The sequence below is a fragment of the Roseibium sp. genome (assembly GCF_965232425.1).
GTDB lineage: Bacteria > Pseudomonadota > Alphaproteobacteria > Rhizobiales > Stappiaceae > Roseibium.
Window position 1 is genome coordinate 3,293,059 of the sequence record NZ_OZ246971.1, and the last position, 16,046, is coordinate 3,309,104.

Sequence of the window (16,046 nt, forward strand, 5' to 3'; positions counted from 1 at the left end):
GCTTCGCGGCCATGAGTGCGTGTCCGCGAAGCCTTCTAACACGAACCAGTCCGGTTTCCGGACTGGTTCAGCTGTCCCTTGCGACTTGAACGGTAGCCATTGAGGACCTCACGTATCTACAGGAATCGATTCCTGGTCATGCGGCTTGTTCGAAGCAAAAATCGAGTCGATTTACGCCGCTGGCGGAATATTACGTACTTGAATCCAGCGTTTTGGCCGTTTCTACCTTAGTATAATAGCCCATTCATCTGGGTCAATTTGTAAAGAAAATGTCGTAATTTGTCATGCTTGCGCTGTGTCAGGCAGATTTCATTAACCATTTCTTCCAGCTGTTGCCGAAATAATAGTTTCAGGAAGTCGAAACAAGAAATCATTCGAAATTTGAAACTCCGCCGCTGCTCATATCGAGCGCCGGAGATCCTTTTCCGTGCGAGGTCTTCATGCTCTCAAATATGCGCCTGTCGAAGAAAATTCCTGCATTGCTGGTCGGGGCCGCCGCCGTTGTCGGCATCGGAATTGGCGTTGCCAGCTACTTCACGTCCGTCAACAGTATCGAAGAGCTCACCAAGCAACGGCTCAAGGCAGCTGCTGAAATCGGGTCACACGAGATCCATGCCTACCTGGAAGCGATCGAGCACCAGCTCGTGCTGATCGCCGAGAACCCGGGTACAGCTTCCGCTGTCTCGGATTTTGCCGGCGCCTGGCAAGAGATGGCGGGAGACGGCACAGACATGGAGGCCCGTCTCCAGCAGGCCTACATTACCGACAACCCCCATCCGACCGGCGAAAAGGACAAGCTCTACCAGGCCGAGACCGGGACCGCGTATGACCTGGTTCACGGCAAGTATCATCCCTGGTTCCACAAGCTGCAACAGGATGAAGGCTATTACGATGTCTTCCTGTTCGACACGGAAGGCAACCTCGTCTATTCGGTTTTCAAAGAACTCGACTACGCGACCAACTTTCTGGCCGGTGGCGGCAAATGGGCGTCGTCCGACCTTGGCGAGGTTTACCGGAAGGCGATGTCCATTACCGCGGACAGCGAGATCGCCTTCGAAGATTTCGCCCCTTACGGCCCGAGTTTCGACGCGCCTGCCAGTTTCATGGCCCATCCGGTCACCGACAGCCATGGCAGCACGATCGGCGTTCTTGCGTTTCAGATGCCGGTCGACAAGATCAATCAACTCATGAAGAACGATCTTGGTCTGGGCAATACCGGTGAGCTTGTGCTCATCGGCGATGACGGCCTGATGCGCAACGACACTGATCATACCGCCGACGTGAACGATATCCTGGCGACAAGGATCGACGCGCCCGTCATCGAAGAAGCCAAGAAAGCCGGAAGTGCGTTTGGATACGCCGACCTGCATCGGGGCGAACTGATGGATGTCGAGGCCCTGAAATTCGATTATCAGGACAACGGCTTCGTACTCCTGGCCATGCAATCATACGCAGAGGCCAACGCTCCCGTCGCCGCCATGCGCAACCGGATGCTTGTGGCCGGCGTGGTCCTGCTTGCGATCGCCGCCGTTGCCGGGTTTTTCGCCGCGCGCACGATTACGTCGCCGATCGCGCGGCTTGTCGATGCCGTGACACGACTGGCTGCGGGTGACGTCAATGTGGATGTGGACGGTGCCGAGCGGAGCGATGAGATCGGCGACATGAGCAGAGCCGTCGCAGTTTTCAAGGCCAATGCCATCCAGAGAAGCGAGCTGGAAATGCAGGCACAGGGCGATCAGAAAAGGGAACGCGAGCGGCAGCTGCAGCTGGATGGCCTGATCAGCGACTTCAAGGTTGCCATTTCTGAGCGTTTGGCAACCGTGTCCGATCAGATGCACCTCATGCAGCAATCGGCAACCACGCTCGATACGCTGGCCAACAGCGCCTCCACGGAGACGCATGCGGCGGGCAACGCTTCGAAAAACGCGTCTGAAAACGTTGCGGCGGTTGCCGCAGCAACGGAAGAAATGACGGCGTCTGTCCAGGAGATCGCGAACCAGACGGAAGCGACCACCCGGATCGTCACCGAAACCGTGGAGGCTGCGGAGGTGACCAATCAGTATGTCCAGACGCTTTCGGAAACGGCCGAGCATATCGGCAGCGTCGTCAACCTGATCCGGGACATTGCCGAACAAACCAACCTGCTTGCGCTCAATGCAACCATCGAAGCCGCGCGTGCGGGAGAAGCCGGGCGGGGGTTCGCCGTCGTCGCCTCGGAAGTCAAGCAACTCGCGGAGCAGACGTCAAAGGCGACGGACGAGATTTCAGGGCGGGTTTCCGGAATTCAGACCTCCGTCAAGGATGCCGCCAGCGCGATCGGAAACATCTCGGCGAAAGTGTCCGACGTCATGGATCTCACGAGTTCGGTTGCCAGCGCGATCGAGGAACAGCGGTCTGCCAACGAGGAAATCGCGCGCTCGGCGAAGTCTGCCAGCGACAGCACCTCGGAAGCGGAAACAAGCATGACGTCCGTCGCCAGCGTCGTGCAAAAAACGTCGGAAGAAGCAGGCTCGGTGAACTCCGCGTCCGGCCTGGTTTCGGAGGCGAGCGCCATGCTCACCGAGGAGGTGGAAAGGTTCCTGAGCGACGTGACCCGCAATGCGGAGAGCCGGCACGAGGATGCTGCCTGATCTCTTCAGGCGCCGTGGCAAGGCCGTGGTCTGCAGGAAGAATCATGATGCCACGTGGCACGATCCGGGCCGGGTTGCTGACAAGCGCCCGGCCCGCCGCCATTCACGCATCCCTTTGCGCGATCCAGTCATGGTCGGGATGGTTCTTGAAGCGCCATTTGCGCATGGGGCCCGCCATCACGTTGAGATAGTACATCTCGTAGCCATACGGTGCGCCGCAAGGATGGTGCCCCTTCGGGACGAGAACCACGTCGTGGCTGTTCATCGAGATCGTCTCGTCAAGGGAACCGTCCTCGGTGAAGACACGCTGGTGGCCGTAGCCCTGATCCGGGTTCAGCCGGTGATAGTAGGTCTCTTCCAGATAGGTCATGTCCGGGAAGCTGTCCTCGTCATGCCGGTGCGGCGGATAGGACGACCAGTTGCCCTGGGGCGTGAACACTTCCGTCACCAGCAGGCTGTCGGCAACGTCCGTTTCTTCCATGGCGATCGGAAAGATGTAGCGGGTGTTGGCACCCTTGCCGCGGATGACCTTCTCCGGAACAGGCAGAACGCGCGCTTCATGCCCGCCTTTGCCGGGGGCCGTGCAGACCCCGATGGTGCAGTCGGTCGTCGCCGTCGCCGTCCAGTCCGATCCGTTCGGCACATAGACGCTGTGCGGAGGCAACTGCTCGAATACGTTCATGCGGTTGCCCTGCTCACCGAAATCGGTGCCGCCGGCGGAGATCGACGCCCGGCCTTCGACCATCACCAGAATGACTTCCAGGTCGCCGGTCTGTTCCAAAACGGTTTCCCCGGCGCGCAGCCGGTAGAGACCGAAGCCGACGTAACCCCAATCAGGAGATTTCGGCCCCCTGGCGCTCTCAGTGGTGATGTCGTGAACCTTGCCGGAGGTTGCCGACGGTTTGCGCAACAGATCGCTCATCTCAAATCCAACTCGCTTGCGATCGCCTTGAGCGTTTTCAGCCCCAGGCTCTGATACTTGAACGGATTGTGGACTTCAGGGTCCTGTTCGGCCTCGATGACGATCCAGCCCCTGTAGTCCGCGCCTTTCAGGATCTTCAGAAGGGGCGTGAAATCGATGCCGCCTTCCTCGTCGCCCGGAACGGTAAAGACACCCGCCCTGACACCGTCCATGAATGATTTTCCATTCGACCGAATGTCGTCCATCACGGCCGGGCGTACATTCTTGGCATGAAAATGGCCGACCCTGTCGATGTATTTCTGCAAGACAGGTGCCGGATCTTCTCCCCTGGTGCCGAAGTAACAATGGCCGGCATCGAACAGCAGTTTTGTCGCCGGTCCGGTCGCCGCCATGAAGGCGTCGATTTCGGGCAGCGTTTCGACCACCGTTCCCATGTGATGGTGATAGACGAGGTCGATGCCCTGATCGGCACAGAAGACGGCCAGTTCCTCCACTTTCGCGCCGAAGGCTTTCATCTCCGCGTCACTCAGCACCGGGCTGGTGGAGATGTCGACATCCGACCCCTGGATGGTGTTGGAGGTTTCGCAGGCAATGCAGACCGTGCAGCCATTGTGCTTCAGCTTGTCGAGATGCGGCTGGATCGCCGTCTTCTCATCCTCGACTGTCTGCGCCAGCAGGTTCAGCGAATACCATCCGGAAATGAATTTCAGTCCGTGGCTTGCGAGCAGCTGTTTCAATTCCTCCGGATCGTCGGGCCAGCGGTGACCGTTCTCGATGCCGTCAAAGCCGATTTCCGATGCCTCGGACAGGATCTGTTCCGTCGGTATGTGCGCGCCAAGCGACTGGTCGTCGTCATTGGCCCAGGCGATGGGATTTGCGCCGAATAGGATCATGGCATTCGTCCTGTAACGTTGCTTGCAACGTTCTTTGGTTTGGGTTCTTTCCGGGAACCTTATCCTGAGGAAGCGCGACAGCGCTGTCTCGAAGGATAGGCGGCACTATCAGTGCCCTGCGGCCCATCCTTCGAGACGGGCCTTTGGCCCTCCTCTGGATGAGGATTTCGGTTCGGTTGTTCTTTCTTGCTTCCAGATTTCAATCCGCTGCCCGTTGATCCTTCAGGGCCGCGACATAGCCTTCGCGTGCCGCCTTCACCTCCGCGCGTGCGGAGACTTCAGGTACGGCGACATCCCACCAGTGACCGCCGCCGGCCTCGCCCGGACCGTGCATCGGGTCGGTGTCGATCACGATCACCGAGGGGATCTCGCGATCGCGCGCCGCCAGGATCTCGGCCTCGAGAGCGGCAGTGTCCTTCGCCTTGACCGCATGCGCGCCCATGGCGGCGGCGTGCGCGACGAAGTCGATGTCGGGCTGTGCCTCTACATTGCTCGTCCGGTAGAGATTGTTGAACTGGGCTCCGCCGGTTCCCATCTGCAGCCGGTTGATACAGCCGAAGCCGCGATTGTCGGTCAGCACTACCGTGAAAGGAACGCGCCGCATCACCGCTGTCGCCAGTTCGGAATTGGCCATCATGTAGGAGCCGTCGCCGACAAAGCAGACCACGTCCCGGTCCGGCTGGGCGAGCTTGATGCCCATGGCGCCGGCAATCTCGTAGCCCATGCAGGAATAGCCATATTCCATGTGATAGCCGCCCTGCGGTGCCTGCCACAAGAGCTTCAGCGCGCCGGGCATTGTACCGGCCGCGCACATGGCAATCGTCTTGTCGGTCGCGGTGCGCTGAACGGCGCCGATCACCTCCGCATCGAGTGGCAGGTAGCCGTCCGGCATGCCGGTCCTGGCGCTGCAATGGGCATCGACCTTCGCAAGCCAGTCGAGACGGGATTGCGGGTCGAAGGCGCTGCCCTGGTAGTCTTCAAGGGACGCGGTCAATCGCTCCAGAGAAACCTTTGCATCACCGACAACACCAACCGCGCCGTGCTTGTCCGCGTCGTAACCCTGAACGTTGATGGAAACCAGCTTCCGGCCCGGGTTCTTGAAAAGAGCCCAGGACCCGGTGGTGAAATCCTGAAAGCGCGTGCCGACACCGATCACGAGATCGGCGGCTTCCGCCAGCTTGTTCGCACTTTCCGCACCGTCGACACCGGCGGCTCCGAAATTCATCGGGTGCGCCTGGGCAAGCGCGGACTTGCCCGCCTGCGTCTCGATCACCGGGATGCCGTGGCGGGTGGCGAAAGCGGCAAGTGTTTCCTCGGCTCCGGAATAGACGACGCCGCCGCCGCAGACGAGGACAGGTGCAACGGAGGATCTGATCAACGCGGCAACATCGGCGATGTCACGGCTGTCCGGTTCAGGCCGGCGGATACGCCAGACCTTCGGTTCGAAAAAGCTCTCCGGATAGTCGAAGGCCTCGGCCTGGGTGTCCTGGCAGAAGGACAGGGTCACGGGACCGCAGGCGGCGGGGTCGGTCAGGACGCGGAAGGCGCGCGGTAGCGCGGTCAGCAGTTGCTCGGGCCGCGCTATCCGGTCGAAATAGCGCGATACCGGCCGGAAGCAGTCATTTGCCGAGACGGTGCCGTCGTCGAAATCCTCCACCTGCTGCAGGACCGGATCCGGTGCCCGGTTGGCAAAGACATCGCCGGGGATCAACAGAACGGGCAGGCGGTTCACATGGGCAAGCGCTGCGGCCGTCACCATGTTGGTCGCACCGGGGCCAATGGACGACGTCACCGCCATGGCACGCTGGCGCTTTTTTGCCTTGGCATAGGCAATGGCCGTGTGGGCCATGGTCTGTTCGTTCTGGCCGCGCCAGGTCGGTAGCTGATTGCCCGCCTGTTGCAGCGCCTCGCCGAGACCGGCCACATTGCCGTGACCGAAGATGGCCCAGATACCGTCGATGAAGCGGTCGCCGTCTTCGCTCATCTGGGCCGCGATGTAGCGCACCATCGCCTGCGCGGCCGTGATGCGGATCGTCTTCATGCCGGTTCTCCCTGCTGGGTGCCAAGACGCGCTTCGTCACGCGCCTTGTCCCAGATCCGGCACAGGCGTTCGAAGCGGTTCGACATGTCTTCAACGGCCGCTTCGTTGGTGATCTTTCCGGACAGCCAACCGCGTGCCGCGTCACCGAAAATCGTGCGCCCGATCGCAAATCCCTTGACCAGCTGGAACCGGGCTGCCTGGGCGAAGCTGTCGGCCAGTTGGTCTTCGGGCGCGTCAAGGCCCAGTACGACGATGCCGCGGGTGTAGGGATCGTTTTCCGTGATGGCGGCACAGGCTTTCGACCAGGCGGCTTTCGAGGTCATCGGTTCCAGTTTCCACCAGTCCGGGTAGATGCCGAGTTCGTAGATGCGGCGGATGATCTGCGCGTTGGTGTCGTCATCGACAGGGCCGACCTTGGACGGAATGACCTCGAGCAACAGTTCCAGGCGATTGCGGCGGCAGGCCGCGAACAGGCGCTTCAGGACGTCTTCCTGTTGCGCTCTCATGCCGTCGTCATCGTCCGGATGACAGAAACACAGCACCTTGACCACGTGTTCGGCCGGCCATTCGCTCAGGCCGCCGAAATCTTCACCGATTTCGGGTTCCAGGGTCAGCGGACGCGAAGCGGGCCATTCAACCGGGTGCCCGATCCAGAGGCCGGTTCCAGCGGCCCGGAACAGGGCGTCCTGGCCAAGGCGGCTGTCGCAGAGGATGCCGTAACCCGGTTTGCCGCCGGCCACCTTTTGCGCCGCGTCCAGGCACAGGTTCTTGAAGAAGCCGATGTGCTCATGGGTGACGCCCGCCTCGTCGGCCATCTGTTCAAGCTGGATGCGGTGATCGAAGGCGAATACGCGCATGGTCGACCAGTCGCCGCCGTGAATGTAATGACGGTTCGTCGACCAGTGGATCTGCTCCAACTCCGGATCCTTGCGCAGCGCCTTGGTCTTGACGCCGCGCTTCAAAAAGAACTGGAGTTCCTCCCAGCTCGGATAGGCCGGCGTGCATCCGTGCCGGGAGACGGCAAACGCGCCGCAGGCGTTTGCATAGGTCAGGCTGGTTACCCAGTCCTCGCCGGTGATCCAGCCCTTCAAAAGGCCCGACATGAAGCCGTCGCCCGCGCCCAGCACATTGAACACCTCGATGGGGAAGCCTGGTCCGGAGACGCCGTCATCCAGCCGGTCAGGTATTTCGCCTTCGAATGCGGAGGCGCCCATGGGGCCCCGTTTGCAGACCAGCGTCGCGGCGGACACCTTGCGCACATTCCTGAGCGCCTCGACGGTATCGGTGGTCCCGCCGGCGATGTGAAACTCTTCTTCCGTTCCGACGATGAGATCGAACAGATGGAGGGTCGACTGGAGTTTTTCCGTGACCTTTTCCGACGCGATAAAGCGGTTTTCACCATCGCCGTGACCGGACAGGCCCCAGAGATTGGGACGGTAGTCGATGTCAAGCGCAGTACGGTCGCCATTCGCGCGGGCCAGTTTGAGCGCCTTGAGGACGGCCGCTTCCGTCTGCGGATGGCTCAGATGGGTTCCGGTCGCGACAACGGCCCTGGCAGAGGCAATGAAGTCGGGATCGATATCGTCTTCGCACAGCGCCATGTCGGCACAGTTCTCACGGTAGAAAATGAGCGGAAACTGTTCCTGGTCGCGGATGCCCAGAAGAACAAGCGCGGTGAGGCGTTCCCCGTCGGTGACGACGCCGCGCGTGTCCACGCCGTGGCGGCCCAGTTCCTCGACGATGAACCGCCCCATATGCTCGTCGCCGACACGGGTGATCACGGCGGACTTCAGTCCGAGACGCGCGGTTCCGGTCGCCATGTTCGTGGGCGAGCCGCCGATATACTTGTTGAAGGACGACATGTCCTCGAGCCGGCCGCCGACCTGTGCGCCGTAAAGATCGACCGAAGACCGGCCGATGGTGATGACATCGAGCTTTTTCACGTCACTCTTCCAATTTTTTAAGGGCCGCGGCCGGTGTCGCGGCCCGTGTCGAAACGGATCCGGGAGTGTTTGCTAGACGGTTCCTCCAAGGGATCCTTCGAGTTGTGCCATTTCCTGTCCGCCGGCCATGAGATCCTGGAGCTGTTCGGGTGTGATCTCGCCGCGTTTTGCGGTTCCGAGTGTCTTGCCGCGGTTGAGGACGGTGAAGCGGTCGCCGACGGCGAGGGCGTGGCGGACGTTGTGGCTGATGAAGACGACGCCGACGCCCTGCTTGCGGACCTTGTCGATGGTGGCCAGCACGTTGGAGGTCTGGCGCACACCGAGGGCGGAGGTGGGCTCGTCGAGGATGAGGACCCTTGCGCCGAAATAGACCGCGCGGGCAATGGCGACCGTCTGGCGTTCACCGCCCGACAGGGTGCCGACCGCCTGGTCCGGACCGCGCAGGTTGATGCCCATCTTGCGCATCTCCTCCATGGTGATCTCGTTGGCGCGGGTCACGTCGAAGCGCTTGGCCAGGCCGCGCCCCTTGGTGGGCTCGCGGCCCATGAAGAAGTTGCGGGTCACGCTCATCAGCGGGATCATGGCCAGATCCTGGAACACGGTGGCAATGCCGGCCTCCATGGCATCGCGCGGGGTGGCGAAGCTGAGCGGCTTGCCTTCGAAGAAGATCTCACCTTTCGTGGGCCTGTGCACGCCGGACATGGTCTTGATGAAGGTCGACTTGCCGGCGCCGTTGTCGCCGAGCAGGCAGTGGCACTCGCCGGGCCTGACGTCGAAACTGACGCCGGCCAGGGCAATGATGTTGCCGAAGTGCTTCTCGATGTCGACCATGTGGATGATGGGTTCGAACTCCGGCGCATCGCCGTGATGGAACTTGCTGTCCTGGGTCATGTCAGCGCTCCCCCGTGACGCGCTTGCGGATCGCGTTGTTGAACAGAACGGCGATGAGCAGCATGGAGCCGAGGAAGACCTGGAACCAGTCCTGGTCGAAGTTGGTGTAGGTCAGGCCGATGACGACCATGCCGAAAATGATGGAGCCGAAGAAGGCGCCGATGGCCGAGCCATAGCCGCCGGTCAGCAGACAGCCGCCGATGACGGCCGCGATGATGGCCTCGAACTCCTTCTGGAAGCCGCGGCGGGCATCGGTGGAGCCGGCGTCCATGACGGTGATGATGGCCACCATGGCGGCGCAGCAGGCGGTCAGCATGAACAGGGAGATCTTGACCCGGTTGACCGGAACACCGGAATTGGAGGCGGCGGTCTTGTCGCCGCCGGCGGCGAAGATCCAGTTGCCGACGGGCGTGCGCAAGAGGATGTAGGTCGCGATCAGGGCAATGAGAATGAACCAGAGGATCTCGACCGGAATGCCGGGAACCTTGGGCGCGCCGCTCTTGAAGGTGTCGACGAAGCCGTTGGTGGCCAGCCAGTTGAAGAGACCGCCGAAGGCATCGCCGGAAAAGAACGGGGCGAGCCAGTCGCCCTCGACCGCATCGCGGACACCGCGCAGCTGGGTGGCACCGCCGGTGGCCCACTTCAGGCCGACGAGGGACAGCCCGCGCAGGATGAACAGGAAGGCGAGGGTGACGATGAAGGAGGGCAGGCCCGAGCGGATCACGATGGTGCCGTTGATGGCGCCGACACAGGCGGAAAAGACGAAGGTGAGGGGAATGGCCAGCACCAGGGGCAGGCCCCAGGTGACGACGCAGGCGGCGAAGAACAGGCCGGCAAAGGCGACCATGGAACCGATCGACAGGTCGAACTCGCCGCCGATCATCAGCATGGCGGCGCCGATGGCCAGAATGCCGAGCTGGGCCGCAGGGGTCATGAAGTTCATGATGCCGGACAGGCTGAACATGGCCTCGTCGGCGGTTGCCAGGAAAAACAGGGTGACAAGGATCACGCCCGCAATCGCGCCGAGTTCCGGCTTCTTCATGAGTTTGGAGAAGAACGATTCCTTCTTGACCCGTTCGTCTGCATCTGTCGGAGCGGCGTCGCTCATTGTTGCCTCCCTTTTATGGAAGGACGGCGCGCGGGCGCGCCGCCCCCTTGTTCCGTTTGTTAGTGCGCGTGCGGCACGCGCTTAGCGGATGCCCTTGGCGGACAGATCGATCACCTGGGCCGCCTTGTCCTTGGTGACGAGGTTCGGACCGGAGGGAACGTTGCCGCCCGGCATCAGGCCGTAGGCTGCATTGTTGGCCAGGAACACGACCGGGAGATAGCCTTGCAGGAACTGCTGCTGGTCGATCGCGAAGGCGGCATCGCCGTCAACGATGGACTGCAGGAAGTTCGCGGACAGGTCGAAGGACGCCACGTTGAGATCCCGGCCGGAGGCCTTGGCAGCGGCAACGGTCGGCTCACCGGCGGTGCTGGCACCCAGCGCCATGACCGTGTCGACGTCTTCATCGGACGACAGGGCCGCAGCCACCTTGGCTTCGATCTCGGCCGGATCGTTGGAGGTCGGCAGAACCGTCACCTCACCGCCGAAGCCCTTGGTGAAGCCTTCGCAGCGCAGGTCAAGCGCAACGTTGCCCACCTCGTGGTTCACACACACGGCCTTCTTGCCGCCCATCTCGGCGAGCTTCTTGCCGGCAGCCTCGCCCGCGTCATACTCGGACTGGCCGACGTGAAGCGTCACGCCGAGACCCGGGGCAACATCAGAGCCGGAGTTCATCGAGATCACCGGAATGCCGGCCTCGACCGCACGCTGGATCGACGGCCCGAGCGCATCCCCATCGGGAATGGACACGACAAGCCCGTCCGGCTCCTGGTTCACGGCCGCGTCGATCAGCTGGCTCATGGCCACCATGTCGAACGTCTCCGGAGCCCGGTAGTCCACATTCGCACCCGTGTGCTCGGCCGCAAGCGATACACCGTTCTTCACAACAGACCAGAACGCATCATTCGCCTGACCATGCGACACAACAATGATGTCCGTCGCAAATGCGGGGGTTGTCAGAGCCATCGCACTGGCAACGACCACACCTTTTACGAAGTTTTTCATTTACTCACTCCTCCCGAGTGTTTTTTACAAACCAACCGCGGGATCGCGGTTCACTATCGGCCCTTGGCCGAATTCTATGCCGCCAACCTCCTGAGTTCGGTGCCGGAAGCCGACAGCTGCGCTTCGACAATCTCGCTGAAGTCCCGGCCCTTTGCCGGTGTGAACGGGTTTGGCCCGGGCGCATTCGTCTCCAGGATGATCGGTCCGCCATAGCCAATGTCGCGCAAGGCGCCTAGCTGGGCGGCAAAATCGGTGTGCCCCTGGCCGATGCCGCACCGGTTGCTGTCGGCGGCGTGGTAGAGACCAATGCGGCCGGCACCTTGCCTGAGCGCGGCAGCCGGATCGTCTTCCTCGATATTCATGTGATAGGCGTCCGGCAGAAGCTTGAGATTGTCCGCCCTGACGGCCTCCAGCAGCGCACACCCCTCCGCCACCGTGCGGATCTGGTGGGTCTCGTACCTGTTGAGGATTTCGAACACGACGTCCAGGCCGCGTGTCCGGGCCATTGCGCAAATCCGGTCCACGGAGGCGATCAGCAGATCATCTTCTTCCTGCTGGCTCGCGACCGGTTTGATACGGCCGACCTGTCCGTGGCAGGAAATCAGCGGTTCCCCCAGATCGCCGGCCCAGTCCATCAGCCGGTCGTAGTAGTCGATGCCGGCCTTCCGGATACCGGCGTTGGGGTGGGAGATATCCGCATCTGCCGGTGTGATCGAGAAGACATCCAGGCCTTCGCCGTCCAGAACCTTGCGCGCACTGGCGGGGTCGAGGCCGTCAACATCGCCAAACAGCTCGACCCCGTCCAGGCCGCTGCGCCTGACGCGCTGCGCAATTTTCGCAAGCGGGGCGTCTCCGAAAATCCAGGTGCAGCAACCGATCCTGACGGTCATCGGCAAACCCTCGAGACACTGCTGCGCCGTATTGCAGCCCATTCTGTCATCTGCGCATGCCCTCCCGGGCTCCCCCGGCGCGCCCTAGCGTTATTCATCAGCCGGACCCGCTCTGAATTCTTATTTTGGAATTAATATTCTGTTTTATCCTATTTGCAACAGAAATTTTCTGAAAAAGTCACTTTCCATTTCGTTGCGCCCCGACCGAAACGGCGAGGGTGATCGCGAGACACAGGCTGGCCGACAGGGCCCGGAAGGCGCCGACGTCAAGTTCGGCGACCAGCAGCTGAATGGCCTTCAGCCGCGCCAGCGGACTGGTCACCACGTCGGTGATGGCGACGATATCCGCACCGGTCCCGCGCGCTTTCGCAGCAATATCGAGCGTCAGTTCCGTATAGGGAGCGAAGGTGGCCGCAATCACCGCATCGTTGGGCCGGATCAGGTGGTCCATGTTCATGTTGGCAAGCCCGGAGTGAAGAATGGCGGGCACTTCCATTTTTTCGAAGGCATAGGCGAGGTAGGAGGTGACCGGAAAGGCGCGCCGGAATCCGACAAGATGAATTGTTTCCGCCCGTGCCAGAACATCGACGGCTTGCTGCAGTGCACGCGGATCCACTGTGTTCATCAGATTTTCCAGGGAGGAGCGTCCGACATCGACAAATTCCGCCAGAAGCGCCGACGGCGTGTCGGAGCCTTGCTCCCGAAGCTGTTCCAGCCGAGTTGCATAGTCGGGCCATTTGTCGGAATAATCGGACCGGAACAGTTTCTGCATGTGGGAGAAACCGGAGAACCCCATCTCCTGGCAGAAGCGCATGACGGCAGACGGTTGCACCGCTGCTCCTTCGGCGAGTTCGGCAATTGTCGAGACGGCCACGCGGTCCGGGTTGGCGGCTATATATTGTGCGAATTGCTTCAGCCGCTTCGGGAGCTTTTCCGTGGCGCTTCCCAAACGCCGGAAAAAGGCGTCCATCGATTCCGGTGCGGGGTTGGCGGGTACCGGATCTGGGTCGGGCTCACTCATGTCCATCTTCTTTTCTTACTTGACACATTCCGTTGAAAGTGATTTTGGAATTTTTATTCTAAAATGGCAAGGTGGCAGTGAAGGCCATGCGCGTACCGGAAACTTCGGGAGAGAGACATGACTGTAAGAATAGGATTGCTCGGAGCCGGCCGTATCGGCAAGGCGCATGCAAAGGCGCTGTCTGCCACCGAAGGCGCGCTCCTGGTGGCCGTCGCCGATGTCTTTGCAGAAGCCGCCGAAGCGCTCGCAGGTGCCCATGGCGCACGGGTGAGCACAATCGATGAGATCGCTGCGGCGGATGACATCGACGCAGTAGTGATCTGCACGCCCACCGATACCCATGCCGATCTGATCGAACGGTTCGCCAGGGTCGGCAAGGCGGTCTTCTGCGAAAAACCGATCGACCTTTCCGTGGACCGAGTGAAGGCCTGTCTCGCGACTGTCGAGGAACTCGGCGCAACGCTGATGATCGGGTTCAACCGGCGCTTCGATCCGCATTTCAAGGCGGTCCGCGATGCGATTGACGACGGTCTCGTCGGCGATGTGGAGATGGTGCACATCACCTCGCGCGATCCCGGCCCGCCTCCCGGCACCTACATTCAGGTCTCCGGCGGGATCTTCCGTGACATGACAATTCATGATTTCGACATGGCGCGGTTTCTGCTCGGCGAGGAAGTGTCGACGGTCTACGCGACCGGCTCGGTTCTGGTGGATCCGGAGATCGGCAAGCTCGGCGACTATGACAGCGCGACGGTCGTGCTGACGACAGGGTCCGGCAAGCAGTGTTCCATTTCGAACTCGCGCCGGGCGACCTATGGATACGACCAGCGGATCGAGGTGCATGGATCGAAGGGCGCGGTTGCCGCGGAAAACCAGCGGCCGGTCGGTATCGAAGTCGCGACGGATGCGGGTTTCGTTCGGCCGCCGCTGCATGATTTCTTCATGACCCGATACATCGATGCCTACGCTGCCGAGATTGCGGCGTTCGTCAAAGCGATCGAGACCGGGACGCCGCCGCATCCGTCCGGGGATGACGGGCTCAAGGCACTTCTGCTCGCCGAGGCCGCGCTCAAGTCGGTTGCCGAGCGCCGTTCCGTCGGCGTTGACGAAATCTGAGGCGCGCGCGCCTGGACGAGCGTGCAGTATTTCCGGATCGCAACAAAGGATCACAGCAAATGGACAGTGTCGGCATCGGACTGATCGGCACCGGTTTCATGGGCAAGTGCCACGCACTGGCCTATGGCTCGGTGCGCGCCGTTTTCGGGGACGTCCCCGAGACGCGTCTGGAAGTTCTTTGCGACGTTCCGGCCGATAAGGCCGCGCGCCTTGCAGACCAGTTCGGCTTTGCACGGGGAACGGACGACTGGCGGGATCTTATCGCCGATCCGAAGGTCGACATCGTCTGCATCACGACGCCCAACAAGGTGCACAAGGACATGGCGATGGCCGCTCTTGCCGCCGGAAAGCACGTGCATCTGGAAAAGCCGATGGCGCTCACGCTCGAGGATGCCAAATCGATGCTGGCGCTGGCGCAAGAAACGGGTGCCAGGACGATCGTCGGCTACAATTACCTGCACAATCCGGCCTTCCGGCACGCGCAGAAACTCATCGCCGATGGTGCGATCGGGCGGATCGTTCATTTCCGCGGGATGGTCGATGAAGACTATCAGGCAGACCCGGAGCTTGCCTGGACCTGGCGGGCAACAAAGGCCGACGCGGGTCTGGGTACCCTCGGCGATCTCGGCTGTCACGTGATCTCACTGGCAACGGCTCTCGCCGGGCCGGTCGAAAGCCTGATCGCGGAAACCAGAACCGTCCATGTCACGCGGCCGATGGGAGACGGATCAAGCGAGCGGCGCGAAGTTGAAAACGAGGACATCGCTTCCGCGTTGCTGACCTTTGAAAACGGTGTGCACGGTGTTGTTTCGACATCGCGCAGCGCGTGGGGACGCAAGAGCTACATCGGTTTCGAAGTGCATGGAACCGAGGGCATGATCACCTTCGATCAGGAGCGCATGAACGAGTTGCGTCTCTATCAGAACCGCGGTCCGCTTGCGGAGCAGGGGTTCAAGACACTTCTCACGGGACCCGCGCATCCGCCTTACGGACAGTTCGTGCCCGCCGCGGGGCATCAGCTGGGTTTCAACGATCTGAAGGTCATCGAGGTTCACGAATTCCTGCGTGCGATCTCGGAAGGCCGGGAAGCGGTGCCGTCCTTCAGGGAAGCACTCCACTTCGAAGCCGTCATTCACGCGATCGCGGAAAGCGGCGAAACGGGGCAGAGGGTTCAGGTCGGCCGCATCTGATCTTCGGGGAGGGTCTCGCTCCAGATCCTGAGCTCGTCCAGGAATTTCAGGGCCGTCCGGCCGAATTCCGTTATCTCGTACTGCACCGATACGGGCGCCGTCCGCAGCACGTTCCGTGAGACCAGACGGCGCGCTTCCAGCTGTTTCAGGCGCTCCGCGATCATCTTCTTGCTGGCACCGCCGAGCATGCGCGACAGGTCGTTGAAGCGGACCGGGCCGTCCTTCAGGTGCCACAGGATCGACCCGGTCCATTTGCCGCCGAGGATGCGCATGCCGCGCTCGATCGGACACGGCTCGGTACAGGCTTCCAGAACAATTCTGCTCCTGCCGACCGTTGCAAGGCGTCCCGTCATGGCCGATCTCCAATTTCTTTTCAGGTTACAAAAAGTATACTGGTTG

At 61.5% G+C, this 16,046-nt stretch carries 13 protein-coding genes; 3 read left to right on the plus strand and 10 right to left on the minus strand.

The window, feature by feature from the left end; genetic code table 11:
* Positions 1-440: 440 nt before the first annotated feature.
* A complete protein-coding gene (locus ACO08A_RS15190; protein ID WP_422036852.1) occupies positions 441-2,630 on the plus strand; it encodes a methyl-accepting chemotaxis protein in 2,190 nt (729 codons plus the stop codon).
* 103 nt (positions 2,631-2,733) lie between these two features.
* Here ACO08A_RS15190 and iolB read toward each other — a convergent pair whose 3' ends face one another.
* The 9 genes from iolB to ACO08A_RS15235 form a co-directional block, all read right to left on the minus strand.
* Entirely contained in the window at positions 2,734-3,552 is an 819-nt protein-coding gene (gene iolB / locus ACO08A_RS15195; RefSeq protein WP_422036853.1) for a 5-deoxy-glucuronate isomerase, read from the minus strand.
* Complete coding sequence (gene iolE / locus ACO08A_RS15200) at positions 3,549-4,445, minus strand: myo-inosose-2 dehydratase (protein WP_422036854.1); 897 nt, start codon at positions 4,443-4,445, stop codon at positions 3,549-3,551. Before iolE ends, iolB begins: the two co-directional genes overlap by 4 nt.
* A 199-nt stretch (positions 4,446-4,644) precedes the next feature.
* Complete coding sequence (iolD, locus tag ACO08A_RS15205; protein ID WP_422036855.1) at positions 4,645-6,486, minus strand: 3D-(3,5/4)-trihydroxycyclohexane-1,2-dione acylhydrolase (decyclizing); 1,842 nt, start codon at positions 6,484-6,486, stop codon at positions 4,645-4,647.
* Positions 6,483-8,429, minus strand: a complete 1,947-nt coding sequence (locus ACO08A_RS15210) for a bifunctional 5-dehydro-2-deoxygluconokinase/5-dehydro-2-deoxyphosphogluconate aldolase (protein ID WP_422036856.1) — start codon at positions 8,427-8,429, stop codon at positions 6,483-6,485. Before ACO08A_RS15210 ends, iolD begins: the two co-directional genes overlap by 4 nt.
* Before the next feature lie 72 nt (positions 8,430-8,501).
* Complete coding sequence (locus ACO08A_RS15215) at positions 8,502-9,260, minus strand: ATP-binding cassette domain-containing protein (RefSeq protein WP_421984370.1); 759 nt, start codon at positions 9,258-9,260, stop codon at positions 8,502-8,504.
* A 61-nt stretch (positions 9,261-9,321) separates the two neighbouring features.
* Positions 9,322-10,428, minus strand: a complete 1,107-nt coding sequence (locus ACO08A_RS15220; RefSeq protein WP_422036857.1) for an ABC transporter permease — start codon at positions 10,426-10,428, stop codon at positions 9,322-9,324.
* Positions 10,429-10,509: 81 nt separating this feature from the next.
* The gene (locus tag ACO08A_RS15225; RefSeq protein WP_421984373.1) at positions 10,510-11,391 is read right to left on the minus strand and encodes a sugar ABC transporter substrate-binding protein; all 882 of its coding nucleotides are present in this window, start codon (positions 11,389-11,391) and stop codon (positions 10,510-10,512) included.
* A gap of 113 nt (positions 11,392-11,504) precedes the next feature.
* Positions 11,505-12,320 (minus strand): sugar phosphate isomerase/epimerase family protein, encoded by an 816-nt coding sequence (locus tag ACO08A_RS15230; RefSeq protein WP_422036858.1) that lies wholly within the window; start codon positions 12,318-12,320, stop codon positions 11,505-11,507.
* Positions 12,321-12,498: 178 nt separating this feature from the next.
* Positions 12,499-13,347: a MurR/RpiR family transcriptional regulator gene (locus ACO08A_RS15235; RefSeq protein ID WP_422036859.1), complete on the minus strand. Its 849-nt coding sequence runs from the start codon at positions 13,345-13,347 to the stop codon at positions 12,499-12,501.
* Between the two features lie 111 nt (positions 13,348-13,458).
* Here ACO08A_RS15235 and iolG point away from each other — a divergent pair, with 111 nt between their 5' ends.
* Together iolG and ACO08A_RS15245 are read left to right on the plus strand one after the other, a co-directional pair.
* A complete protein-coding gene (iolG, locus tag ACO08A_RS15240; protein WP_422036860.1) occupies positions 13,459-14,457 on the plus strand; it encodes an inositol 2-dehydrogenase in 999 nt (332 codons plus the stop codon).
* Between the two features lie 59 nt (positions 14,458-14,516).
* Positions 14,517-15,647: a Gfo/Idh/MocA family protein gene (locus ACO08A_RS15245; RefSeq protein WP_422036861.1), complete on the plus strand. Its 1,131-nt coding sequence runs from the start codon at positions 14,517-14,519 to the stop codon at positions 15,645-15,647.
* On the opposite strand, the gene ACO08A_RS15250 is transcribed toward ACO08A_RS15245, so the two are convergent.
* Positions 15,629-16,000 (minus strand): winged helix-turn-helix transcriptional regulator, encoded by a 372-nt coding sequence (locus ACO08A_RS15250; RefSeq protein ID WP_422036862.1) that lies wholly within the window; start codon positions 15,998-16,000, stop codon positions 15,629-15,631. The genes ACO08A_RS15245 and ACO08A_RS15250 overlap by 19 nt on opposite strands.
* Positions 16,001-16,046: the final 46 nt, after the last annotated feature.